The following is a 23,470-nucleotide window of genomic DNA, read 5'->3' as shown; positions in this document are numbered from 1 at the left end:
TCTACGGGCGGCTTAAACGTTGCCAGACCAGCAGAAGCACATTAAGTGCCAATAAGTTGTCCGATTGGTCAAGAAGGTTTTTGAGTTTAAATTATTGATTTTTATATTTATTTTATGGTTGTTATTATTTTGGCAGAAAATTTATCGTGCAAATTGATTTCAGATGCGCTAATTTGCACCCTCATGGTGCGAAAGGCGCGTATTTTGCACCAGATCGGGACCTAATTTCTTTTGTTCTTTTGGTGAATTGTCAAAAACGTGTTTTTTTGGTAAGGGTTTGCCAGTTTCCGGCAAAATCACATCTAGAAATACCGCAGTGATCCCCGCCATGGTGACCGGTGAGGCAACGATGTTTGCCAGCCATTCCGGAAAACCATTCGTCATCGCCGGTACCATCATCACTCCCATACCCATTCCCAGCGCCGACGCTGTTATCAAGCTGGTTCGTCTGTCCAGGGTTTGCTGCATCAGAATTTTCAGACCGCCCACTGCCACCATAGCGAACATGACCAGAGTGGCGCCGCCAAGCACGGCTTTAGGAATCGCCTGAAGAATACCGCCGATAACGGGAAAGATGCCGGACAGCAGATAGAAAATGCCGATAGCTATGCCGACGCGTCGGCTGGCAATTCCGGTTAACTGAATCACACCGTTATTCTGACCGAAAGTGGTATTAGGAAATGTGTTGAAGCAGGCTGCCAGCACTGAGTTTATGCCATCACCCAATATGCCGCCCTGAATACGTTTGATATAGACCGGGCCTTTAATAGGTTGGTTACAAAATACGCTGTTAGCCGTGAGATCGCCGGCGGTTTCCAGCGCACTGAACAGGTATATTAATGCAACGGGCAGGAACAGGCTGAAGTCGAAAGCAATACCGTATTGAAAGGGAGCCGGAAACGCCAGAACGGGCAGGTCTGACAAATGAGCAAATGAGACATTGCCAAAGCTCCACGCACACAAAGTGCCCAGCGCCATGCCGATAAAAATGGCACTTAGCCGCAGCCATAAGTTTGATGATGCATTAAGGAAAATGATGATGAACAGCACGGATAAACCAAGACCAACATGGTTGAGCTGACCGAAATCAGTTGCACCGAAACCGCCGGCAAGGTCTGTCATGCCTACTTTAATCAGCGACAAGCCGATAGATGTAATCACAATGCCGGTGATGACCGGGCTCAGCAGACGTTTAAGACGGTGTATAAAAAAGCTTAAGCCCACCTCTACCAGCGCGCCGGCCATAGAAATGCCCATCAGCATAGCCATTACATCATCGTCGCTGCCCCCGCGGCTGCGCACTGTTGTGCCGGCCAGTATAAGCGCACTGACAAAAGCAAAACTGGTGCCCTGAACGGCAACCAGTCCGCTGCCGATGCAGCCAATTCGTTTGGTCTGGATCACCGTTCCCAGGCCAGAGACAAACAACGCCATACTGACCAGAAACGGGAAGTGTGATTCTAAGCCCAGTGCAGCGGCGATAATCAGTGTGGGCGTAATAACCCCTACAAAGCTCGCCAGCACATGCTGAAATGCTGCCGTGGAGGTTTTCAGCAGGTTAGGGCGGTCTTCAAGACCATACAACAATTCAGGGTTTGCTGACACTGTCCTCTCCTTGAGGTGACGTGCATATTTGTGGTTCAAATTTACAAATGAACTGGCGGGGGGCGGCATAGACGGGCAGAGCTTGCTGACTGATGACTTTTTTCTCAAATGCATCCAGATGCTCGTTTAGACGGCTAAGCAGAGGTGTCTTTTCTTCATCTGTCAGGAAACTGAACTGAACAGAGTTATTTACCAGAACACGCAGTTCCTGCCATGAAAGGTTAAACTGAGACACGGCGACATAGAATTCATCGGTGAGCGTTGAATCCCACATACCACGGTCATCCGTTGATAAGGCAACCGGAATACCGGTGCGGAGATATTCGGCGAAGGGGTGCTCGCTGTACTGGCTTACATATTCAAGTAAAAAATTCGAAATCAGATTAATTTCAATCAGGTAAGGACCGTGGCGCATCAATAGCAGGGTGTCCGGATCGGTAATGGTATTTAAACCGTGGCCAATTCTGTCAGCGCCCAGTAAGAGCGTATCGCGGACATGGCGGTTAGGTTCATCCACTTCACCGGCATGAATTGAGAGGGGGATAGCAGGATACTGTTGGCGCAGTGCCCGGAAGACAGACAGGAAACGCAGGGGGTAGCCTTTGTCGTTGTCTTCACGGCCGACAAGGTTAATGCCTCTGTAGATATCCCGGTGAGCGTCGACAAATGCGTAAAGCGACTTCAGGGTGTTTTCAGCGTCGGGCAGAAAGCGCAGCAGCGCATACTGGAATTTCACTGTCACGCCGGTTTTGACAGCCCGTTCACTGCTAAGGGCTGCCTGCATAATGGCTAAAGCCTCTTCGGCAGAATAGCCGGTCCCGTCGGGTTTGAGCATGCCGTGCACGCCGGCCTGCGTTTCCAGATACTGCACATTTTCTCTGGCATAGGCTTCCATGTTCAGCAGCAATAATTCACTGATCAGAACAGGATTGCGGGTCAGATCATTTAACCGTTGCCAGTGGGTCTGAAAGAACTCATCACGGCCTTCACCATCTTTATCCAGTCGCAGGCTGTCGAGGAAAGCTTCTTTCTGACTGGCGGTTAATGCAGCAAGGGGCGTATAACCTTTCTTTTCGCATTCACTGAGGGATGCGAAAGTTGATGCCTGTATGGTTTTAAACAGCAGGTAAGGGGATGCCGGCGAAAAGGCATTGGCGTCGAAGCCATCACATAATGTCAGACGGGTGCGGGTGAAGTACTCATAGCCACCGTTACGCTCAGTATCAGTCGCCAGTTCCCACCACCACTCACTAAAAGCAGCGCCGGTGAGATGATGATGTAAATCGCCGCCTTTGGGCATGGCATGAAGAAAGCGGTAAAGTTCTGCGGGCGTAGCGGTTTGTTTAAAATTTCTGAACCAGTTGTTCATGTCCGCAGGGAACGATTGCGCAAAAGACAGGCTTGCCTGCAGAAGAATAATCAGACAAAAAACAATGTGATAAGAACGACGAAACACAGTAGCAAATTCTCGGGTAATTGAGCGTTAATTTGCATGACAGGATTGCAATAAACTGACCAAGTGGTCATGTTGTGGTGTAAGTTTTTATCTCATTGAAAAATATAAGTAAATTTTTTATTTAATAAGTCAATTCAGGTAAAGGGGGAAATGCATAGAAAACGTGTGCACTTGTTTGGTGAATTTGCTCTTCTTTGGGGAGTTTGCTCTACTTTGGACATGTAAAGGCGTTGCAGGGCGGAAATAATAAAGCCCCGGCTCGATTTCACTTCTTTGCGCGGGGCCCGGCGATTAATAATCCGTTGATCAGAATGTCACATGATCCGGCAGGGTGACAAAAATAGAATGGCGTACTTCGTTGTACATAGCGCGGCTGCAATGGCCTTCACCTTCTGTATCTTCCAGCAGCAGTACATCGCCTGCACCGAAAACATGACGCTCACCGTTGGAGACTTTAAATTCTGCGCGACCTTTGATGATAAACAGCAGTTGCCGCGCAGGGGCAGGGTGCCATTTAAAATCGTAATCGGCGGGGGTTTCCCTGAAAATCACAGTACCGGCGTCAAAACGTTCAGATAAAAGGCCAATGGGGCCACCGTCTGACAATGGTATTTCCACTTCTCCAAAGTGACTTTTCCCTTCTTCATCATTATAGATACGTTTAATAATCATCGTCACTCCAACGTGGTTTACTGTCAAAAAATCTTAGTTTGCTAAATGCTTAATGGTTGCATGTAACGCTGCAAGCGCCACTGCCACATCTTCTGTTAAAATGGACTCCCCGGGATGATGGCTTATCCCTTTTTCGCAGCGTAAAAACATCATGGCAACAGGACACATAAGGGCCATTGCCATGGCATCGTGTCCGGCACCGGATGGCAGAGAAAAGGGGGGGATCCCGCATTCACCGATGGCCGTTTTTAAAATGGACTGCAACCGGTGATCGCAATGCACGGCGCCGGCACTATGGGTTTGCTCGACATGCAGAGTCAGTTTTCTGCGGGCAGCAATCTGATTAAATTGCTGCATGATTTGTTCCAGCACAGCATCACGGTGGCTGTCGTCTTCACTGCGGATATCCAGTGAAAAACGGGTATTCCCTGATATAACGTTTACGCCATTCGGGCGGTTTTCAATTTTTCCAACCGTCGCGACAACGCCGTGAGTCCTGGCCTGACTTTCAACGGCCAGAATCATTTCACTGGTAGCTGCCAGCGCGTCCAGCCGCATGTTCATAGGCACGGTACCGGCATGTCCCGCCATACCGGCAACATCAATGTTGAATCTGCGGGCACCGGATATAGCGGTTACCACACCTACCGGCAGATTGGCACTTTCCAGCACCGGCCCCTGTTCAATGTGCAGCTCCAGATAACCCAGCGGACGGCTGGCCGTAATGTCTGCCTGCTTCACATTGTCGAAATCCAGTCCGAAAGACCGGAGAGCATCCGGCAGGCTCAGGCCATTTTCGTCTTTAAGTTTCGACCAGGAGTCCGGCCATTGTCCTGTGAGTGCCCTGCTACCCAGTAATGTAGAGCCGAAACGGGTGCCTTCCTCATCGCCGAAACCGACAATGTCGAGGTGAAACGGAAGCGGGAATTGTGTGCCCTGAAGCATTTGCACAATGGCAACAGGCGCAATGACGCCCAGCATGCCATCGTATTTGCCGCCATTTGGAACGGTATCCAGATGACTGCCGATAATAAACCGGGGCGCATCGGGGACTGAACTTTCCAGTCGCCCCCATAAGTTGCCGGCGGCATCCTGCCAGGTAATCATGCCGGCTTCACTCATCCAGGTGGCAACAAGCCGGTTTGCCTGCTGGTGTTCGGCTGTCAGATAACGTCTGTCAAGGTAGTCTGGTGACTGACTGATTTGCCCGAGTTCGTCCAGTCTGGCCATCACAAGTTGTGCAAGACTCTGATATTCAGACATGTTGCTGACCTGCATAAACGTCCATGGCTGCGTCTACCGCGGCGCCCGGCTGCAGGGCAAATCCGGCACGGCGAAGTACGGTTTCTAAAGACTGAAGAGTGTGATAGACCGCATCTTCACGGGCGTTATAGCCCATTGTACCGATACGCCATATTTTGCCTTTCAGAGGGCCGAAACTGGTGCCAATCTCAATATTAAAGGTGTTAAGCAACGTATGTCTTATCCCTTCGCCATCCACGTTGTCAGGAATGGTCACGCCGACGACATTGGTCATTTTGTTTTTCAAATCACCAAAAGGCTTCAGAGACATTGCCAGTACGCCGGCCAGCATGGCGTTACCCGCCAGTTGATGGCGTTTAAGCACCTGATCCTGTCCTTCTTCCAGCAAATTCACAGCGCATTCGCGGGCACAAAAGAGCATTGATGCTGCTTCAGTATGGTGATTCAGGCGTTCTTCCCCCCAATAATCCATGATCATAGGCAGGTCGAAATAGTTAGAACGGATCCTGGAGCCGCTGGCCGCCTGATGATGACTGTCCCGTATTCCGGCTTCAACGTGGTGACGCTTGCGCACGCAGGCTACGTATTTTTCACTCAGCGTCACAGGTGCACTGCCACTCGGGCCGCCTAAACATTTTTGCAGTCCCACTGATACCGCATCCAGACCCCAGGCGTCAGTCTCGAAAGGGTTGCCGCCAATGGATGCTGTGGCGTCACTGTAGAACAGTACATCGTATTTCCGGCAAATTTCACCTAAATGCTCCAGAGGCTGTAACATCGTTGTGGATGTATCGCCTTGCACTATTGCCAGTACTTTCGGGCGGACTTCACGAATCGCTGCTTCAATTTGTTCAGGTTCAAACACCGTGCCCCAGGGCGTTTCGATAGTATGAACTTCCGCGCCGGCCCGCTCTGCAATTTCAGCCAGTAAGTGGCCGAAGCGGCCAAATACCGGCACCAGCACCTTATCACCGGGTTCGATACAGGACACCAGAACAGCCTCAATACCGGCCCGTGACGTACCGTCAACTAACAGCGTTTGTTTATTTCGGGTATTAAACACCTGCCGGTACAAGGCCATCACTTCGTTCATGTAGCCTGTCATCACAGGGTCATACTGACCCACCAGTTGGGTAGACATGGCCTGCAATACACGCGGATAGCAGTTTATCGGGCCGGGGCCCATGAGTAAGCGGGGAGGGAGAGACAACGGTTTCATAGGAATTCCTGGATGAGCGTCTGCGCGAGCATGCGCACGCCGGTGATGATAAGAACAAGGGCAAAGACTTTTTTAAGCATTGCAGGATTGAGTTTGTTCGCGATGCCTGCGCCTACAGGTGCAAACAACACAGTAAGGGGAACAATACAGGCAAAGCCCAGAAGGTTAACCAGCCCGAAAGTGGCAAATGGTGCGTCTGCAGGGCGTTCACCCGCAATCAACATAGTTAACGCTGCGGGGAGAGAAATGATCAGTCCTACGGCTGCGGCTGTTCCTACCGCACGGTGAGCGGGATAGTTACAAAATGTCAGTGTGGGAACAGTTAACGTACCTCCTCCGATGCCAACCATGCTGCTGAAAAAGCCGATACAGGTAGCCATAATACTTTGACCGCCCTTACCGGGCAGCGATTGTGCGATGGCATTTTTCTTACCAATCAGCATGTTCAGCGCCGACAGGGTAGCGATGATACCGAACATCATGGCAAGCCATTTTCCGTCGGTTTTTGTCACCAGATAGCTGCCGGCCAGTACACCAAGTAATATGAAAATTGCCCAGTGTTTAAGTAACTCAAAGTCGACATTGCCTTTCCTGTTATGGGCCATAATTGAACTGACCGATGTAGGAACAATGGTGGCCAGTGATGTGGCCGTTGCCACAATCATGGCAGTATCAGCGCTTATTCCCAGGGCCTGATAAAGAAAAAACAACACCGGTACGATGACAATGCCCCCTCCGACACCCAGTAACCCGGCCAGTAGTCCGGCGAAAACACCGGTGCCCATCATGGCCAAAATAATGGTTAAATTTTCACTGATAAATGCCATTTTTATATTTCTCCCTGACCGGCGGATGCCGCTGAAACAGATGACGCCGTAGCAAAGGCTTTACCATCACTGCGGGGATCGGTGGCTGCTTGTGTACTGCCGTCAGGATGTCTGACTACTGCGCCGGCATGGCCCATCAGTTCGTTACAGGCTTCAACAACAACCATGTCATGTCCCCTGGACCGTAATGCTTCGCCCACATAGTCGTTGACGTCACGTTCAACTTTCAGATTATGGCTCACATCACCCCAGGTCCGGCCGAGCAGCCAGCGACCCAGTGCAATGGATTTATCCAGCGGTTGATTGTGATAAACGTGACGGGCAAACAGCGCTGCCTGGGTTTGTGGTTGCCCTTCGCCTCCCATGGTGCCGTAACTGATGCGCCGGCCATCGTTGAGCTCTGCATAGGCAGGGTTCAGCGTATGGAAAGGGGTCAGTCCCGGTTGCAGATACTGGTGACTGGAGGCATCCAGAGAAAATGACGTCCCGCGGTTATTCCACACTATTCCTGTCGACGGACTGACTACACCGCTTCCGAATTCCCAGTAAAGGGACTGAATGTAACTTACCATCCGGCCCTCGCTGTCACATGCGCCCATCCAGATTGTGTCGCCGGGAATGGCCGGATGTGGCCAGGCCTGTGCACTTTCCAGATGTATATGCTGTTGCATATCTTGCAATGATTCCGGAGAAAGCAAACTTTGCAAATCAACGCTGAGACGGCTTGGATCGGTGACATAGCGGTTTCGTTTGATGAAAGCTTGTTTGGTACATTCAATCAGTAAATGCACCATGTCGGCATCATCAGAACCTTGCTGCCAAACCCTGTCGTACAACGCCAGAATGAGTAACGAAGCAATACCCTGTGTAGGCGCTGGCAGGTTGTATAAAGTCCCTTTAGAGGTGGTGACACTCAGGGGCTCAACCAGCCTGGCTTCATAGCTGTGAAAGTCTTCAAGGGTGACCGGAGAACCTGCAGCCTGCAAATCGGCAGCCAGTTTTTCTGCGGTTTCACCCCGGTAGAAATCGTCGAGACCGGCTTCAGCCAGATGCTTTAAGGTTTCAGCCAGTTTCGGCAATTTAACTATCTTGCCTTTCTTAAGGGCCTTCTCCTTAATCAGAAACTGGTCGAAAGCCGGATCGCCGGCGAGTGTGTCAAAGGTTTTGAAGCTGGCATCACTCAGACTTTGAGTGACTTCAATGCCCCAGCTTGCCTGATTGACAGCTGTGTCTAACAGGGTGCCAAGTGGTAAAGGCGTTTGCCATTGTGCGCTGATTTCAAGCGCTTTCTGCCAGCCTGATACAGCGCCTGCCATAGTCAGTGCCGCTTTACCTCCACGTTCAGGGATGGCGTTCAGCCCTTTATAAAACGCCGGCGTTGCATGCTTTGCCGCAATGCCTGCTGCATCAATGCCTACCGGCGCTTTGCCGGGTTCGCTGATCAACCAGAAACCATCACCGCCTAAGCCGTTCATATGAGGGTATTCAACGGCAACAGAGGCGGCAGCCGCTACCATAGCTTCAATCGCTGTGCCTCCTTTTTCAAGGATGGCATTCCCCACCTGCGCTGCAGCATAGTGAGGGGCAGTGAATCCGCTCATTGTATTTTTAGTCATTATTGTTGTTTTCCTGATAATAGGGTACGGGCAATCTTCAGCAGTTGCCTGTCACTTCCCCGCGGGCCCAGAAGAGAAAGGCCACAGGGAGCATTGTGTAAACTGAACAGAGGCAGGTGTAACTGGGGACATCCGCTTAAACCTGCCAGGGATGTCAGTGAGAGTAGCTGGTTTCTGTATCCGGCTAATGATTCCGCCGGAGTAGATATTAGCGGACTGATGCCGGGGGTTGTCGGCATCACCAGAATGCGGTTTGAAACCACCTCTGAAAACCAGGCATTGAACGCCTCTCTGCGCTGTTTCGCTTCATCAACTTCATGGCTGGTTAACGCAGCACAACTATTCAGACGCAATTGAATGTCCGATGCGATGTCCGGCCGGTTATTACTCAGCCAGTGTCCGTGTTGTTGCCAGATTTCATGGCCCTGGATGACTCTGAATGTTTCACCGGTCTGCCAGACTTCTGTGGTCAGTTCGCACGGCGGCATAAACAATTCAGCATGCAGTGAAGCCTGTGTTTCATACCACTGCAGAATGGCTTCTTTATGCCCGCAACGGTCCGTCAGGTTGGTTACCAGACTTAGTGGTAGTGTCTCAGTGTCCTGGAGGTGGGGGAGCAACACCGCAACGGTGTTTTCAAGGGTTGTCAGATCCCTGGTCATCACACCTACGGTGTCAAAGGATGGCGCCAGCGCCACCATGTGGTCAGTGCTTATTTCACCGTGTGTAGGACGTAATCCAAATAAACCCTGATAGCTGGCCGGAACGCGAATGGAGCCGCCGGTGTCAGTACCGAGCCCGATATCTGCAAGATACAGGCTGACTGCTGTGGCTGAACCGGAACTGGAACCTCCGGGCAGCCGGTCCGGAGCCGCCGGGTTCTCCGGTGTACCATAATGCTTATTTTGTCCGTTCAGACTGTAAGCCAGCTCGTCTGTAAGCGTTTTGCCCACAAACCTGGCACCATGCTGAATTAAGTCAGTTACCACCGGCGACGTTGCTAAAGGAAGAGGGTGGCTGCTCAGCCAGTCCGGATTGCCTGCAGATGTGGGAAGCCCTGCCATATGGAAAAGATCCTTAACGGCAAGTCGATAGCTGGCAAGAGGCACAGCGGTATTATTCTGTATGCACAGTGGTGCACCTGACTTTTGCGGTAAAGTCATAAACGGGTTTGTTGTGGTATGCATGACTGGAACGGTCGGATTGCGTTATTCTATGAAACAATCGTTTCACCAATCTGTCAATAGAAACAAATGCTTTTTTCCACATGTTTTCAAATTGATGGCGAATATTTTTGTTATGAATTTGTAAAATTATGCTGCGCTGCAGTATGTTTGACACTTATGTTCACACTGGAGTGGCATAGGAATTACAAATGATCCGTCCGTTTATACGGTTTCATTCAGGAGTGAAGCACATGGCATTAAAAAAAGGTTTTAAGTCGTTACTGGAAGACGCCTCAGCGCGCATCGGAACCATAAGCCCTGCGCAGGCAAATGAAACTGTGTACAAAGCGGACGTTGTACTGGTGGATATTCGTGACGTCAGAGAACTTGAGCGGGAAGGGCAGATCCCGGGAGCCATTCACGCTCCCCGCGGTATGCTGGAGTTTTGGGTCGACCCGGACAGTCCATATTACAAACCGGTATTCGGTGGTGGTAAGCGCTTTGTTTTGTATTGTCAGTCGGGATGGCGTTCTACACTGGCAACAGCAACTTTGATGGATATGGGGTTTGAAGATGTCGTCCACATTGAAGGCGGCTTCGATGCATGGAAAGTGGCCGGTTTACCGGTGGAACCTTATACCCGTTAAAGGGAAGCCGGATACAGCAGAATGAAATCTGTTGTATCCGGATTGCGTTACGTCAGGCTTCGATGAAGTGCTGGCTAAGAAATGCTTTTTCTTCTTTGGTCGATTTGCGCTTCAGCGCTTTATTGCGTTGCGGATAGCGGCCAAATTTCAGCAATAAATCCCGGTGTTCCTGCTCGTATTCAAATTCCAGCTCCAGACCGTCTATATTGAACAGTTCCATGGCCATGTCATGAATAGCCAGTGATTCGGAATGCATAAAGGGCATGAATAAAAAGGTTTTCTGAGCCACGGTAAGTGCTTTATCCGCTTCTACTCTCAACGCTTCCTGGGACAGGGCCAGCGCCATACTGTCGCAAGCGAAAGCGCGGGCATCGTTACGGTAGATGTTACGTGAGAACTGATCCAGTACAATAATTTCGGCCAGTCTGCCTGACGGTGTTGCACGCCAGGGCCATAATTCACTGTTTGCGGCTGCGTTGTGAACTTTCCCGAACCTGGACCGGATTAAATTATCTAAGCCTTCATCTGCACGGAACCATTGTTCTGATTCCAGCTCGTTGAACCAGAAAGCGAGAACACTGGAAGCTTCTTCCAAAGGGATAATTGATGTTTGCATGTTACTCCTGTTTATCACGTCCGTTGTGCGCAGGTAATTGCCAGTTGTCCTTACACTGTTCAAATGCGGCCGGCACCGCCTTATCAGACCAGTAATTTGTATACTGTCATAAAGGTCAAAAAATAATCAATTTAAAATGGCGATTTTTTTACGTATTTAGTCGCATTTTAGTTCGACTACTGAAAACGCATTAAGGTTCAAGCTCGTCGAGATTATCGTACATACTGGCAATGCGGGCGGCGCGTTTTACAGCTTTATCACCCAACCTTTCAAATACTCTGTTAGCGAGAAATGAGATCAGGCTCATAGGTGCTGCATAGCTGTCGAAGGCGTGTTGCTGGCCGGGATGGCAAACCAGCAGATGAGACACTTTCTGGTTATACACCTGGCCCGTGGGGTCGGTGATCAAAACGGTGGTGTGGGCATTCAGCGCGTCTACAATCCGGGAAAATAGTCGGGTGCGTCTGCGAAAGCCCAACAAGATCACCACTTCATTTTCCGGAATATCAATAAGATCTTCACCCAGCGACTGGCCAGGTTGAGGCAAAAGCCTTACTGTGCTGCGTACCTGTTTCAGTTGCTGTCTGAAATGCAGCGCCAGCGGGTAAGCGTTCCTGTAACCTATCAGTGTAATTCGTTCAGAATCTGCCAGCAACGACACTACCTGATCCACCGTGTCCGGTTTCAATCCGTCGAAGGTCATGGCTAAATTGCGGATTTCCTGTTGATAATGATCCGGCTGATTTTCGTCCAGCGGTAATGGCAGGCCTTTTTCACGCATCGACAGCATGGCGTCTTTCACGTCCTGGTGAGACTCAAACCCTAACTGACGGAAAAAACGGCTGACGGTAGCTTTAGATGTGCCGCTCAGTCTGGCGATTTCAGCAGTACTTTTGCTCACCAGTGCGATGGGATGTTGCTGAACGTAGGCGGCAATCTGCCTGGCTGAAGGCGACAGAGAAGGGTATTGCTGCTCAATAAGGCCTAATAAATCTTTTGGCGATGCCATTTAACCCGCTCTTTTCTAATCATTACCGGGACAAAGGTAATGCAAAATTGCTTCAGAGCCAACCTTTTAGCAAATCAATCCTCTTCCGTAAAGGGAGCTGCCGGCAATGATATTGTAATGCCGCCAGGCTCTTTCGTTTCTGCTGTCTTTTTTTCATACCAATTATTGATAAATAAACGCTGATTTTTTCACCATGACGGGACGAATAGCATTATAATGTCACGGTATTGTCATATTAATTTGTTAAGGGCTTTTCAGATGCGTTTGTGGGCGGAAATGATTGCGCTGTTCTTTATGTTACCGCTGGCAATTGCCTATTGGGTTAATCAGGTCGCCGGATATCTTATGCCTTTGTTGGGGCTCACCGGTGTTGCCTGCCTTGCTGTACTGCTCGCGGATAAACAGTTCAAGCGTTTCAGATTGTGGCACTGGCAGGATTTTTTCACTCACCTTCGTACTACATTAAAATTGTTCATTCCCTGGGCCTGCCTGCTGGGCGCACTGGTTTATCTGATAAAGCCGGAACTGTTTCTGCAATGGCCACTAAACGAACCTGAATTATGGATGCTGACATTACTGATCTATCCCATCGTTTCGGTGATCCCTCAGGAAATAATTTTCCGCACGTATTTTTTCCATCGTTATAAGACAATTTTGCCGTCAAAAATGATGCGTTGGGGGATCAGTACCTTCGTTTTCGGACTGGTGCATCTGGTTTATGGTAACTGGATTGCCATGATACTTTCGTGGTTCGGTGGTGCGCTGTTTGGTTACCGGTATATGCAGACGCGTTCTACACCGGTTGTCGTTGTTGAACATGCGATTTGGGGCAGCTTTATTTTCACTATCGGCCTGGGATCTTATCTGGTGATTTCGCCTCCCTGATGACGTGTAAAGAAGTCGCACTGTCGAGGGCATAAGCTGTTAAGATAGCTGGAATTTATTGTCTGGCAGTCTGTGATTTTGCTGCCGGCATCGTCAGATTATCCGGAATACCCATGGCACTGAAAGCGACTATCTTCAAAGCAGAACTATCCATAACGGATACGGACCGCAATTATTATAACGACCACAACCTGACCATTGCCCGTCATCCCTCTGAGAATGATGAACGAATGATGCTGCGTATCATCGCATTTATCGCCAATGCCCATGAGCGGCTGCAATTTACCAAAGGCTTGTCTGATGATGATGAACCTGATTTGTGGCAAAAAAGCCTGAGTGATGAAATTGAACTGTGGATTGAACTGGGCCAGCCCTCAGAACAACGGATTAAAAAAGGCTGTAACCAGAGCCGGAAAATGCTCATTTATGCCTGCGCCGATAACAGTTTCGAAGTGTGGTGGAAAAAAGAGCAAAACAAACTTCAGAGCCGGAAAAATTTATCGGTTTTCACCTTGCCTGAACCAGTGGTGACACGGCTGGCAAACGCAGTTCAGCGCTCAATGCAAATTCAGGTTACCGTTCAGGATGGCCAGATGTGGCTTAACATTGAAGGTGGCGGTGTAACAGAAAGTGTTGAAGTATCAACAGAACAGCGGATGTAAAGGCAGGGCAGAACTTTCTGTCTGCCCCGTCTCTGCCATCAGTTTTTCGAACATCAGGCTTGACTGGTTTGACAGACCCGATATGTTAGACGATACGCTTCGCCGTTTTATGGGCCTTGTCATAAGGAAGTGCATTGCAAATATTCAGGTCAATTTTCTTTACCATGTTACTCACGCCCTTTGCTGTGATGCCGGCAGAAGAAACCGCAGATAACGATGTAACGGCTTGCGGCTTCAGCCCGCAGGCCATTGCTCTGGCAAAACTCATACAGCAGGACCCGTTGCAGCAGCGCGCTTCCATTCAATGTCATCCGCTGCTTGCCCAGGCCGCCGATGATAAGGCCCGGGTCATGGCTGAGGTTGGCATGGTCATGCACAATGTGGGAGGCAGTCCTAACAGCCGCTTACGGGAAATCGGTTTTCCGCTGCCACGCTATTATAGCGGTGTTATGGGTAATCAGGTGGAAGCTATTGCCGGCGGCTATACAACACCAGATTCAGTTTGGCGTGCTTTTAAAGACTCAAAGTCTCACCGCCAACACCTGCTCGGTGAGCTTGATTTTTATCGGGAACAGCAGTTTATCGGCGTAGGATTTTATTCCGACCGTCATGCGCCTCACGTGGAATACTGGGTTGTTTACGTTACGAAGGCGGCGGACAATCTGCCGGTGCCTGACTTTGAATTTATACCCGACAAAGGCATTTTTGTTGTACAGCAGGTTAAACCTGAAATTAACTTGTCTTCGCCACAGTGACTGATGGACACTTATTCCCTGTAACATTACCCGGCCTGTGGCGATAAATTACAACGTCCCAGGAAGTGCTGCCACAATCCGATATGTTCTGCCATCACCTCACGGTATTGCCGGAACTCCAGTTCACGCTCAGTTAAATAGTCTTTGAATGCCTCAGACAAATAAGGGGATGTCTGAAGCGCATTCAGTGCCGGCTGCAGTTTATACATGTACTGATTCAACTGGCTGCCGGCAGGTTGTATGCGTTCAATGAAGAACAGATAAAAAACATTTCTGAGTATTTCTGCCTGTTCAGAGGCTTTACCGTTATCACAGTTAATGTCTGCCAGAGGAGCGGGGAGCAAGCGGTTCAGAGCAGATAAATGTGCCGAGAAGACTTTTTGAGATTTCCAGACTTTGGCCGGAATGCGGGATGATTCGAGAATTTTAAGTTGCCCGTTAATTTGTTCTGATGTGACGCTGCCGGTATCAGGCAGGGTTGTTAACCAGGCCAGAGCATTAATGCCGCTTTCGGCATCACGGTTATTACCGGCGGTTATCAATTCCTTGCTCTGAGAGAACGCCTGGCGGGTTTCGGTACTGGTTTGGATCAGGTTCGCCCACACTTTCTGCAGTTGTGTTGCTTTCATTGCCCGAAGTTCATCCAGCCGGTTGGCAAGTGACGGGTTTTCATCAGTTTGTTTTAGTTTTCTGACACAATTTTCCAGCGCCGTTACCAGCGTAGATTCATATACCCAGCTCGCAGCGGCATCCTGTTGTTTTCCAAGCGTGGTGTTCCTTTCTGCTACCAGCGTACCTAATTCACAAGACTGAATAGAATAAAAATCGGGTAAGGTTATTTCAGCCTCTTCAAGGGGATTAAACAACGTTTGCCGGGAAGGATAGGGTAGCGTTGTGTCAGATCCCACATCAGGGAAGCTGCTATCGAGCACCCGTGCCAGGCGGGAGCCGTATTCTTCAAGGTCCGTCTTCAGCGGGGGCGCCAGTCCGCAGCCATTCAAAATCAGGATGACGATAACAGACAGCTGTATTTTCAGGAATGTCAGGAGTATCTTTGGCATTACTCAACAGGTTGCCGGATAGCGGAAATTTGTTCTTTGCACGATTGTATATAGTGTCCGCCAAAAAGTAATGCATGATTGAGCAAATGATAGAGATTATAGATGTGCTTTCTGTTCCGGTAACCTTTATCCAGTGGCCATGTCTGGTTATATCCGGCGTAAAATTCCTGTGGAAACGCGCCGAAAAGCTCTGTCATGGCAATATCTGCTTCACGGTCACCATAGTAAACCGCCGGATCGTAAATAACCGGGCCGAACTTACAGAAACCGGCATTGCCACTCCATAAATCGCCGTGCAGTAATGACGCACGAGGATGATGCTCTTTTAACAGCGTATGGATTTGTGTCACCAGTACATCAATATTGGTGAGGCGAATCCCGTGACGGGCACAATCTTCCATCATCAGGCCAATCCGGGTTTCGGCAAAAAAGCGAGACCAGCTTTTGTTGAGCGTATTGTGTTGCCGGGTCTGACCAATGTAATTGTCTTCGTGCCAGCCAAACTGTTGGGCGAGGGCTGTACGGTGGAGCGTGGCCAGCCGCTCGCCGAACACAGACCATTCGCCTTTGCCGGGCTGGCGCAACTTGAGATGTTGCAGCACCAGATATTCAAAATGCTGGTCATCTTCGTCGATTTGTCCGTGACACACTGCGGCGGGTACATACAGCGCGCCGGATCGGGATAAAGCCTTCAGTCCGTCCATTTCGTAACGCAGCTTATGGCCATTCAACAGCGGGTTGATTTTTACAAAGTACCGGTGGGTTTCATCATTGATAACAAAGGCAGAGTGGGTATCACCGCCGCTGATCGTTGCACGTTTTGTGTAACTGAAAAATGTCTGTGTTGCATCGCTTATATGTTCGCAGATGAAATGCCACATAGGAATAAACGTCATTGATCGCCAGGTGAACCATGGAGAAATTATGGCAAACATTACTGTGAATGCCAGCAACGAAAACTGCTGTATTCACAATTAAAGTAATGTGTCATTGCGCACAGCATTTAAGCCGTTATAATTCGGTCTCTTTTGTCAGATGCAGGTAGGCATCTGAATACTTTTTCATTGCGTTATTTTGACGCTGTACACCACAAATTAATGCAAGTGGCGCAGAGTAGGCGTCACCACTGTAAAGGATATAACATGCCTGTAATTACACTTCCTGACGGAAGCCAGCGCGCTTTCGATTCTGCTGTTTCGGTAATGGATGTTGCTGCTGACATCGGCCCCGGTCTCGCCAAGGCGACTATTGCCGGCCGTGTTAACGGTGACCGTGTAGACGCCTGCGACCTGATTGAGTCTGACGCAGCGCTGCAAATCATCACCGCAAAAGACGAAGATGGTCTTGAAATCATCCGTCACAGCTGCGCGCACTTAATCGGCCACGCTATTAAACAGTTATGGCCTGATGCAAAGATGGCAATCGGTCCGACTATCGACAACGGCTTTTACTACGATGTTGATATGGAACACAGCCTGACGCAGGAAGATTTGCAGAAGCTTGAAAAGCGTATGCTGGAGCTGGCTAAAACTAACTACGACGTAGTGAAGAAAAACGTAAGCTGGCAGGAAGCGCGGGATACTTTTGAAGCCCGCGGCGAAACCTATAAAATGGAAATTCTCGACGAGAACATTCCAAAGGATTCTTTCCCGGGTTTGTATCACCACGAAGAATACATCGATATGTGTCGTGGACCTCACGTACCGAACATGAAGTTCTGTCAACATTTCAAACTGATGAAAGTGGCGGGTGCCTACTGGCGCGGTAACAGCGACAACAAAATGTTGCAGCGTATTTACGGTACAGCCTGGGCAGACAAGAAACAGCTGAAAGCCTATCTGCAACGTCTGGAAGAAGCAGAGAAGCGTGATCACCGTAAAATCGGTAAAACCCTGGATCTGTTCCACTGGCAGGAAGAAGCGCCGGGCATGGTGTTCTGGCACAACGACGGCTGGTCTATTTACACCGAGCTTGAGCAGTTCGTGCGTAAAATGCTGCGAAGCTATTCCTACGACGAAGTAAAAGGTCCGTTGATGATGGACCGCGTATTGTGGGAAAAATCCGGCCACTGGGATAAATACGCTGAAAACATGTTCACCACGGAATCGGAAAAGCGTGAATACGCGATTAAGCCGATGAACTGCCCTGGTCACGTGCAAATCTTTAATCAGGGTCTGAAATCCTACCGCGACCTGCCGTTGCGTATGGCAGAGTTCGGTTGTTGTCACCGCAATGAACCTTCTGGTGCACTGCATGGTCTGATGCGTGTACGTGGTTTCACCCAGGACGATGCGCACATCTTCTGTACTGAAGAACAAATCCTCAGTGAAGTGGGTCTGTGTATCGACATGATTTACGACGCTTACAAAGCGTTCGGCTTCGAAAAAATCGAAGTTAAGTTGTCTACCCGCCCTGAAAAGCGTGTAGGCAGTGATGAAATCTGGGACAAAGCAGAAAAAGCACTGGCGGAAGCGCTGGACTGCAAAGGCATTGAATTCAGCTGGTTGCCTGGTGAAGGTGCCTTCTACGGCCCTAAAATTGAATTCACCCTGTACGATTGTCTGGACCGTGCATGGCAGTGTGGTACCGTACAGCTCGACTTCTCTATGCCTGGCCGCTTAGGTTCAACTTATGTTGCTGAAGATGGCGAGCGTCGTGTTCCGGTTATGATTCACCGTGCGGTGTTAGGTTCTCTTGAACGTTTCATCGGTATTCTTACTGAAGAATTTGCCGGATTCTTCCCGCTCTGGTTAGCACCTCAGCAGATGGTGGTGATGAATATTACCGACAATCAGGCTGAATATGTGCAAAAAACTGTACAAAAACTGCAGAATGCAGGATTTAGAGTAAAGTCTGACTTGAGAAATGAGAAGATAGGCTTTAAAATCCGCGAGCACACTTTAAAGCGCGTTCCTTATATGTTGGTCTGTGGTGACAAAGAAGTCGAAGCAGGGCACATCGCCGTTCGTTCCCGTAAAGGTGATGATTTAGGTTCAATGTCTGTTGATGCCTTCATCGAACTGGCACAAAAGGAAGTCGCGGAGAAAACCATTAAGTAATGGTGAGTGTATAAGATTCAGCCCGCTGGCATGAGAAACTGGCGGGCATCAGTTTTTAATTTTTGGAGGATTAGCACATTAAAGGCGCTAATAATAAGGCTCAGGGCGATAAAGCCCGCATTAACGACGAAATCCGTGCTCGCGAAGTACGATTAATCGGTAAAGATGGCGAACAGATTGGAGTAGTGTCTCTCGCAGAAGCGATGCAGACAGCTGAAGAAGCAACTCTTGATCTTGTGGAAATCAGTCCAAATGCTGAGCCGCCAGTCTGTAAAGTTATGGACTATGGCAAATTCCTCTTCGAGAAAAGTAAAGCTCAGAAAGAGCAAAAGAAAAAACAGAAGCAAATTCAGGTCAAGGAGATTAAATTTCGTCCTGGCACTGATGAAGGCGATTACCAGGTAAAACTGCGCAACCTGCGTCGCTTTCTGGAAAGTGGGGATAAGGCTAAAGTCACGATTCGCTTCCGCGGACGTGAAATGGCCCACCAGGAGATCGGCATTGAGCAACTGAACCGTGTTAAAACGGATTTAGAAGACATTGCTACTTGCGAGTCTTTTCCACGTCGTGTGGAAGGCCGCCAGATGATCATGGTGCTTGCCCCAATTAAGAGGTAGTAGTGGTCTAAAGTTTTCAGAGAATCTGCACCTTTGAAACACCCTGCTGCAAACATTAGCCGGCAATAAGTGACTGCACACTGAAAGCCGATATCAAACAATGCGGAGTTTTAGCAATGCCTAAAATGAAAACTGTAAGCGGTGCCGCCAAACGTTTCAAGAAAACGGGTTCTGGCCGCTTTAAAAGCAAACAGTCTCACTTACGTCACATTCTGACTAAGAAGAGCTCTAAGCGTAAACGTCACCTGCGTGGCAAAAAACTGGTTCATGACTCTGATACTAAATTAGTTCAGCGCATGCTGCCTTACGTATAAGACTTAGGAGACTGATTAATGGCTAGAGTAAAACGCGGCACTATCGCACGTGCTCGTCACAAAAAAGTCCTCAAGCAGGCAAAAGGTTATTACGGTGCACGTTCACGTGTTTATCGCGTAGCAGTACAGGCCGTAACTAAAGCTGGTCAATATGCATATCGTGACCGTCGTCAGCGTAAGCGTCAATTCCGTCAACTGTGGATTGCACGTATCAACGCTGCGGCTCGTCAAAATGGTATCTCTTACAGCCGTTTCATCAACGGTCTGAAGAAAGCGTCTGTTGAAATCGATCGTAAGATCCTTGCCGACATCGCGGTACATGACAAGGTAGCATTCAGCGCATTAGTCGAAGCGGCTAAAGGCGCATTAGCTTAATTTTTTAACAAATTAAGTTTAAGTTCTTTCGGGAAACGGCGAGCAGGATGCTCGCCGTTTTTCGTTTCAGCGCAAAAATTTTTTCATTCTTTCGCCACCTCTGGCAATAAGCGCTCAAATCGCAAATTAATCCTGTAAATGTTGGAATATTCAGCCTCTTAGGGTAGCCGTATTCTTTGTCTGTCGTGTAAACTACGGGTTTAGAATTTTTGGTTAAGCAGCAACGCTGTTTTTCCACCACTACCATGCCAAATTGAGGATAACATGGAGCTTGAAGCGATCATCAGTCAGGCACAAAGCCAGATTGACGCTGCCGAAGATGCAGCCACGCTCGATAATGTGCGCGTCGAGTTTATGGGTAAGAAAGGCAAGTTGACTGACCTGTTAAAAGGGTTAGGCAAACTGTCTAACGAAGAACGTCCTGCAGCCGGACAAAAAATTAATCAGGCCAAACAGCAAATTCAGCAGGCTATCAGTGTTAAGGGCGAAGCGTTACGTGCCGCTGAACTGAATGCAAAGCTGTCTGAAGAAGCTGTGGACGTGTCAGCGCCCGGTCGTCAGGAAGTGCTGGGGAACATACACCCTGTCAGCCGCACGATTGAACGAATCGAAGGTTTTTTTGGTCAGCTAGGGTTCGCTGTTAAAACCGGACCGGAAGTGGAAGACAGCTTTCACAACTTTGATGCACTGAATATTCCTGCCAATCACCCTGCACGGGCTGATCACGATACTTTTTATTTTAATCCTGATGTGATGCTGCGTACCCAGACTTCCGGTGTGCAAATTCGTACCATGGAAACGGAAAAGCCACCACTGCGTATTATTTCGCCGGGCCGTGTTTACCGTAATGATTACGACCAGACACACACACCGATGTTTCATCAGGTGGAGGGTCTCATGGTTGACCGCAATGTGAGCTTTGCTGAATTGAAAGGCATTCTTCATGACTTCCTGGAACACTTCTTCGAAGAGTCACTGGAAGTGCGTTTCCGTCCTTCTTATTTCCCGTTTACAGAGCCTTCTGCCGAAGTAGACGTGCGTCGTAAAGGCGGTAAATGGCTGGAAGTACTGGGCTGCGGTATGGTGCACCCGAATGTACTGAAAGCGGTACACATTGATCCTGAAGAATTCACCGGCTTTGCTTTTGGTATGGGCGTTGAACGTCTGACCATGCTGCGCTATGGCGTTAACGACCTGCGCGCATTTTTCGAAAACGATCTTCGTTTCCTGAAGCAGTTCAATTAAGGCAAAGCAATCATGAAATTTAGTGAACAGTGGTTAAGAGAGTGGGTTAACCCACAGGTTTCTACCGGTGCCTTATCTGAGCAGCTTAGCATGGCTGGTCTGGAAGTGGATGGCGTCGAGCCCGTTGCAGCGGAATTTTCCGGTGTGGTAGTGGGTAAGGTAGTTGAGTGTGGTCAGCATCCGAATGCAGACAAACTCAGAGTGACAAAAATTAATGTCGGTGAAGAGGAATTACTGGACATCGTATGCGGTGCGCCTAACTGTCGCGAAGGATTGAAAGTTGCAGTAGCGAAAGTCGGAGCAGTACTTCCCGGTGATTTCAAAATTAAGAAAGCCAAACTTCGTGGCGAGCCTTCTCACGGTATGCTTTGCAGCTTTTCTGAGCTTGGCATGGGAGAGGATCATAGCGGTATCATTGAGCTTCCTGCAGACGCAGAGCTTGGCATGGACATTCGCGATTATCTGAATCTCGATGACAATATCATTGAAGTCGATTTAACACCTAACCGCGCGGACTGTCTGGGTATTCGTGGTCTGGCCCGTGAAGTGGGCGTTCTGAACAGCACTGATGTGACAGAGCCGGCTATCGAAGACGTGGAAGCCTCTATTGATGACAAACTGGCGATTACCTTAAGCGCCCCTGAAGCGTGTCCACGTTATCTGGGCCGTGTTATCTGCAACGTTGACGTAAAAGCAGCGTCACCGCTGTGGCTGAAAGAAAAGCTGCGTCGTTGCGGTATCCGTTCTATAGATCCTATCGTAGACGTTACTAACTTCGTTCTGCTGGAGCTGGGTCAGCCGTTACATGCATTTAACCTGGATGCCATTGACGGCAATATCAACGTTCGTCTTGCGCATGCCGGTGAACAACTTACTCTGCTTGATGAGAACACCGTTGAGCTGAAAGACAACACTCTGGTTATCGCCGATGACAGCAAAGCACTGGCCATGGCCGGTATTTTCGGTGGTCTGCACTCGGGTGTGAACGAAGAAACGAAGCACATTCTTCTGGAAAGTGCGTTCTTCAGCCGTGATGCCATTGCCGGTCGTGCACGTCAGTATGGTTTGCATACCGATGCATCTCACCGCTATGAGCGTGGTGTGGATCCGTTGCTGCAACGTAAAGCGATGGAAAGAGCCACGGCACTTATTCTGGATATTTGTGGCGGTCAGCCGGGTCCGGTTGTAGAAGCCGTAAATGAGGCATCACTGCCAGTGTCTTCTGATGTGGTATTACGTCGCGTACGTTTGAGCCGTGTGCTGGGTATTGATATTGCTGACGATAAAGTGACCGATATTCTTACCCGTCTGGGCCTGGATGTCACGGTAACGGAATCAGGCTGGGAAGCGAAAGCGCCAAGCTACCGTTTTGACATTGCCATTGAAGAAGATCTGATTGAAGAAGTGGCCCGTGTTTACGGTTATAACAATATTCCTGACCAGGCACCGAAAGGCAGCCTGAAGTTGCTGAACAGCAGCGAGTCAGCGATTCCGGTTTCCCGTTTTAAATCTGAACTTACTGCACGGGGTTACGTCGAAGCCATTACGTATTCGTTTGTTGACCCCAAAGTACAAAGTGGCTTATTCCCGTCCCGGGAAGGCATGGTATTACCACATCCTATCTCGGCGGATATGTCGGTTATGCGCTTAAGCCTGTGGCCAGGATTGCTGGGGGCTACGGCTTACAACCAGAAACGTCAGCAAGCGCGGGTCAGATTGTTCGAAACTGGTTTACGTTTTATTCCTGACAGCGATGCGCCGCAGGGTGTGCGCCAGGAGCCGGTGATTGCCGGTGTGATTGCCGGTCGCCGTTATGACGAAAGCTGGTTGAGCGACGACAGTGCGGTAGACTTCTTTGATGCTAAAGGAGATGTGGAAGCGTTACTGGCACTCAAAGCCGGCGGGCAGTCAGTCACCTTTGTAAAAGGCGAACACAGCGCATTGCATCCGGGTATGACTGCAGAAGTGCTTTTAAATGGCAAATCAATCGGTTATGTTGGTGCAATTCACCCACAGTTTACTAAACTGTTAGGTGTAAATGGTCGCGTTTTCGTCTTTGAGCTTGATCTTAAAGCAATTTCTGAGCGTAACTTGCCACAGGCAAAAGCAATTTCCAGGTTCCCGGCGAACCGTCGTGATATTGCAATTACGGTCAAAGATGAAATTACCGTTGGAGCGATTCTTTCTTTCGTAGAAAAAATTGGCGTAAATCAACTAGTTGGCCTAAACTTGTTCGATGTGTATAAAGGGAAGGGTGTCGAGCCCGGCTATAAGAGCCTCGCACTGTCTCTTGTACTACAGGATCCTGATAAAACTTTGGAAGAAGCTGAAATACAACAAGCAGTGGACACCGTAGTTAAAGGGCTGGAATCAGAGTTTGGGGCAGCGTTAAGAGAGTAGA

Annotated in this window: 22 protein-coding genes; 10 read left to right on the top strand and 12 right to left on the bottom strand. The window is 49.2% G+C overall.

The features are described 5' to 3' along the window. Positions 1-168: 168 nt before the first annotated feature. From ACXAGC_RS10845 to ACXAGC_RS10810, 8 genes are all read right to left on the bottom strand, one after another. Positions 169-1,605, bottom strand: coding sequence for a uracil-xanthine permease family protein (locus tag ACXAGC_RS10845; RefSeq protein WP_474844397.1), 1,437 nt, complete (start codon positions 1,603-1,605; stop codon positions 169-171). After that, the gene (locus tag ACXAGC_RS10840) at positions 1,589-3,061 is read right to left on the bottom strand and encodes an adenosine deaminase family protein (RefSeq protein ID WP_474844396.1); all 1,473 of its coding nucleotides are present in this window, start codon (positions 3,059-3,061) and stop codon (positions 1,589-1,591) included. Before ACXAGC_RS10840 ends, ACXAGC_RS10845 begins: the two co-directional genes overlap by 17 nt. A 306-nt stretch (positions 3,062-3,367) precedes the next feature. Next, on the bottom strand, positions 3,368-3,733 hold the full coding sequence (locus tag ACXAGC_RS10835) for an AraC family ligand binding domain-containing protein (protein WP_119501609.1): 366 nt from the start codon (positions 3,731-3,733) through the stop codon (positions 3,368-3,370). 33 nt (positions 3,734-3,766) lie between these two features. After that, positions 3,767-4,996: an allantoate amidohydrolase gene (locus tag ACXAGC_RS10830; protein WP_474844395.1), complete on the bottom strand. Its 1,230-nt coding sequence runs from the start codon at positions 4,994-4,996 to the stop codon at positions 3,767-3,769. Continuing rightward, the gene (locus ACXAGC_RS10825) at positions 4,989-6,215 is read right to left on the bottom strand and encodes a pyridoxal-phosphate-dependent aminotransferase family protein (RefSeq protein ID WP_474844394.1); all 1,227 of its coding nucleotides are present in this window, start codon (positions 6,213-6,215) and stop codon (positions 4,989-4,991) included. Before ACXAGC_RS10825 ends, ACXAGC_RS10830 begins: the two co-directional genes overlap by 8 nt. Continuing rightward, positions 6,212-7,042, bottom strand: a complete 831-nt coding sequence (locus tag ACXAGC_RS10820; RefSeq protein WP_474844393.1) for a sulfite exporter TauE/SafE family protein — start codon at positions 7,040-7,042, stop codon at positions 6,212-6,214. The genes ACXAGC_RS10825 and ACXAGC_RS10820 overlap by 4 nt, the downstream gene beginning before the upstream one ends. 2 nt (positions 7,043-7,044) lie before the next feature. Next, positions 7,045-8,658, bottom strand: coding sequence for a gamma-glutamyltransferase family protein (locus ACXAGC_RS10815; RefSeq protein WP_474844392.1), 1,614 nt, complete (start codon positions 8,656-8,658; stop codon positions 7,045-7,047). Next, a complete protein-coding gene (locus tag ACXAGC_RS10810; RefSeq protein ID WP_474844391.1) occupies positions 8,658-9,845 on the bottom strand; it encodes an amidase in 1,188 nt (395 codons plus the stop codon). Before ACXAGC_RS10810 ends, ACXAGC_RS10815 begins: the two co-directional genes overlap by 1 nt. A 230-nt stretch (positions 9,846-10,075) precedes the next feature. On the opposite strand from ACXAGC_RS10810, the gene ACXAGC_RS10805 reads away from it, so the two are divergent. Then, positions 10,076-10,471: a rhodanese-like domain-containing protein gene (locus tag ACXAGC_RS10805; RefSeq protein WP_474844390.1), complete on the top strand. Its 396-nt coding sequence runs from the start codon at positions 10,076-10,078 to the stop codon at positions 10,469-10,471. 52 nt (positions 10,472-10,523) lie between these two features. Here the strand turns inward: ACXAGC_RS10805 and ACXAGC_RS10800 are convergent, their stop codons facing one another. Continuing rightward, positions 10,524-11,087, bottom strand: coding sequence for a DUF924 family protein (locus ACXAGC_RS10800; protein WP_119501602.1), 564 nt, complete (start codon positions 11,085-11,087; stop codon positions 10,524-10,526). A 190-nt stretch (positions 11,088-11,277) separates the two neighbouring features. Continuing rightward, a complete protein-coding gene (locus ACXAGC_RS10795) occupies positions 11,278-12,096 on the bottom strand; it encodes a MurR/RpiR family transcriptional regulator (protein ID WP_474844389.1) in 819 nt (272 codons plus the stop codon). 258 nt (positions 12,097-12,354) lie between these two features. Here ACXAGC_RS10795 and ACXAGC_RS10790 point away from each other — a divergent pair, with 258 nt between their 5' ends. The 3 genes from ACXAGC_RS10790 (at position 12,355) to ACXAGC_RS10780 (ending at position 14,398) form a co-directional block, all read left to right on the top strand. Continuing rightward, complete coding sequence (locus ACXAGC_RS10790; RefSeq protein WP_119501600.1) at positions 12,355-12,981, top strand: CPBP family intramembrane glutamic endopeptidase; 627 nt, start codon at positions 12,355-12,357, stop codon at positions 12,979-12,981. Positions 12,982-13,094: 113 nt separating this feature from the next. Then, positions 13,095-13,643 (top strand): YaeQ family protein, encoded by a 549-nt coding sequence (locus ACXAGC_RS10785; protein ID WP_474844388.1) that lies wholly within the window; start codon positions 13,095-13,097, stop codon positions 13,641-13,643. Positions 13,644-13,777: 134 nt separating this feature from the next. After that, positions 13,778-14,398, top strand: a complete 621-nt coding sequence (locus ACXAGC_RS10780) for a CAP domain-containing protein (protein WP_474844387.1) — start codon at positions 13,778-13,780, stop codon at positions 14,396-14,398. 26 nt (positions 14,399-14,424) lie between these two features. On the opposite strand, the gene ACXAGC_RS10775 is transcribed toward ACXAGC_RS10780, so the two are convergent. After that, positions 14,425-15,459, bottom strand: coding sequence for a DUF3080 family protein (locus ACXAGC_RS10775; protein ID WP_474844386.1), 1,035 nt, complete (start codon positions 15,457-15,459; stop codon positions 14,425-14,427). Next, positions 15,459-16,394, bottom strand: a complete 936-nt coding sequence (locus ACXAGC_RS10770) for a fructosamine kinase family protein (protein ID WP_474844385.1) — start codon at positions 16,392-16,394, stop codon at positions 15,459-15,461. The genes ACXAGC_RS10775 and ACXAGC_RS10770 overlap by 1 nt, the downstream gene beginning before the upstream one ends. Positions 16,395-16,601: 207 nt before the next feature. Here ACXAGC_RS10770 and thrS point away from each other — a divergent pair, with 207 nt between their 5' ends. The 6 genes from thrS (at position 16,602) to pheT (ending at position 23,469) form a co-directional block, all read left to right on the top strand. Beyond that, positions 16,602-18,518 (top strand): threonine--tRNA ligase, encoded by a 1,917-nt coding sequence (gene thrS, locus ACXAGC_RS10765; protein ID WP_474844384.1) that lies wholly within the window; start codon positions 16,602-16,604, stop codon positions 18,516-18,518. Positions 18,519-18,595: 77 nt separating this feature from the next. Further along, positions 18,596-19,135: a translation initiation factor IF-3 gene (infC, locus tag ACXAGC_RS10760; RefSeq protein ID WP_119501596.1), complete on the top strand. Its 540-nt coding sequence runs from the start codon at positions 18,596-18,598 to the stop codon at positions 19,133-19,135. A gap of 116 nt (positions 19,136-19,251) precedes the next feature. After that, a complete protein-coding gene (rpmI, locus tag ACXAGC_RS10755) occupies positions 19,252-19,449 on the top strand; it encodes a 50S ribosomal protein L35 (protein WP_012518091.1) in 198 nt (65 codons plus the stop codon). 18 nt (positions 19,450-19,467) lie between these two features. Next, on the top strand, positions 19,468-19,824 hold the full coding sequence (gene rplT / locus ACXAGC_RS10750) for a 50S ribosomal protein L20 (RefSeq protein ID WP_070123306.1): 357 nt from the start codon (positions 19,468-19,470) through the stop codon (positions 19,822-19,824). Between the two features lie 264 nt (positions 19,825-20,088). Beyond that, positions 20,089-21,069 (top strand): phenylalanine--tRNA ligase subunit alpha, encoded by a 981-nt coding sequence (gene pheS, locus ACXAGC_RS10745; RefSeq protein WP_474844383.1) that lies wholly within the window; start codon positions 20,089-20,091, stop codon positions 21,067-21,069. 12 nt (positions 21,070-21,081) lie between these two features. Next, complete coding sequence (pheT, locus tag ACXAGC_RS10740; RefSeq protein ID WP_474844382.1) at positions 21,082-23,469, top strand: phenylalanine--tRNA ligase subunit beta; 2,388 nt, start codon at positions 21,082-21,084, stop codon at positions 23,467-23,469. The last annotated feature ends 1 nt before the right edge of the window (position 23,470 follow it).

It is taken from the genome of Alteromonas sp. AWJ4_197, from assembly GCF_056160285.1.
Note: the sequence above shows the minus strand (reverse complement) of the source record. Positions and strands in the feature narration are given on the sequence as shown.

Bases quoted from the DNA above. Each gene is read 5' to 3' on its own strand.
- ACXAGC_RS10835 (WP_119501609.1), bottom strand. From the start codon at position 3,733: ATGATTATTAAACGTATCTATAATGATGAAGAAGGGAAAAGTCACTTT.
- ACXAGC_RS10830 (WP_474844395.1), bottom strand. From the start codon at position 4,996: ATGTCTGAATATCAGAGTCTTGCACAACTTGTGATGGCCAGACTGGAC.
- ACXAGC_RS10825 (WP_474844394.1), bottom strand. From the start codon at position 6,215: ATGAAACCGTTGTCTCTCCCTCCCCGCTTACTCATGGGCCCCGGCCCG.
- ACXAGC_RS10820 (WP_474844393.1), bottom strand. From the start codon at position 7,042: ATGGCATTTATCAGTGAAAATTTAACCATTATTTTGGCCATGATGGGC.
- ACXAGC_RS10815 (WP_474844392.1), bottom strand. From the start codon at position 8,658: ATGACTAAAAATACAATGAGCGGATTCACTGCCCCTCACTATGCTGCA.
- ACXAGC_RS10810 (WP_474844391.1), bottom strand. From the start codon at position 9,845: ATGCATACCACAACAAACCCGTTTATGACTTTACCGCAAAAGTCAGGT.
- ACXAGC_RS10805 (WP_474844390.1), top strand. From the start codon at position 10,076: ATGGCATTAAAAAAAGGTTTTAAGTCGTTACTGGAAGACGCCTCAGCG.
- ACXAGC_RS10800 (WP_119501602.1), bottom strand. From the start codon at position 11,087: ATGCAAACATCAATTATCCCTTTGGAAGAAGCTTCCAGTGTTCTCGCT.
- ACXAGC_RS10795 (WP_474844389.1), bottom strand. From the start codon at position 12,096: ATGGCATCGCCAAAAGATTTATTAGGCCTTATTGAGCAGCAATACCCT.
- ACXAGC_RS10790 (WP_119501600.1), top strand. From the start codon at position 12,355: ATGCGTTTGTGGGCGGAAATGATTGCGCTGTTCTTTATGTTACCGCTG.
- ACXAGC_RS10785 (WP_474844388.1), top strand. From the start codon at position 13,095: ATGGCACTGAAAGCGACTATCTTCAAAGCAGAACTATCCATAACGGAT.
- ACXAGC_RS10775 (WP_474844386.1), bottom strand. From the start codon at position 15,459: ATGCCAAAGATACTCCTGACATTCCTGAAAATACAGCTGTCTGTTATC.
- ACXAGC_RS10770 (WP_474844385.1), bottom strand. From the start codon at position 16,394: ATGTTTGCCATAATTTCTCCATGGTTCACCTGGCGATCAATGACGTTT.
- thrS (WP_474844384.1), top strand. From the start codon at position 16,602: ATGCCTGTAATTACACTTCCTGACGGAAGCCAGCGCGCTTTCGATTCT.
- rpmI (WP_012518091.1), top strand. From the start codon at position 19,252: ATGCCTAAAATGAAAACTGTAAGCGGTGCCGCCAAACGTTTCAAGAAA.
- rplT (WP_070123306.1), top strand. From the start codon at position 19,468: ATGGCTAGAGTAAAACGCGGCACTATCGCACGTGCTCGTCACAAAAAA.
- pheS (WP_474844383.1), top strand. From the start codon at position 20,089: ATGGAGCTTGAAGCGATCATCAGTCAGGCACAAAGCCAGATTGACGCT.
- pheT (WP_474844382.1), top strand. From the start codon at position 21,082: ATGAAATTTAGTGAACAGTGGTTAAGAGAGTGGGTTAACCCACAGGTT.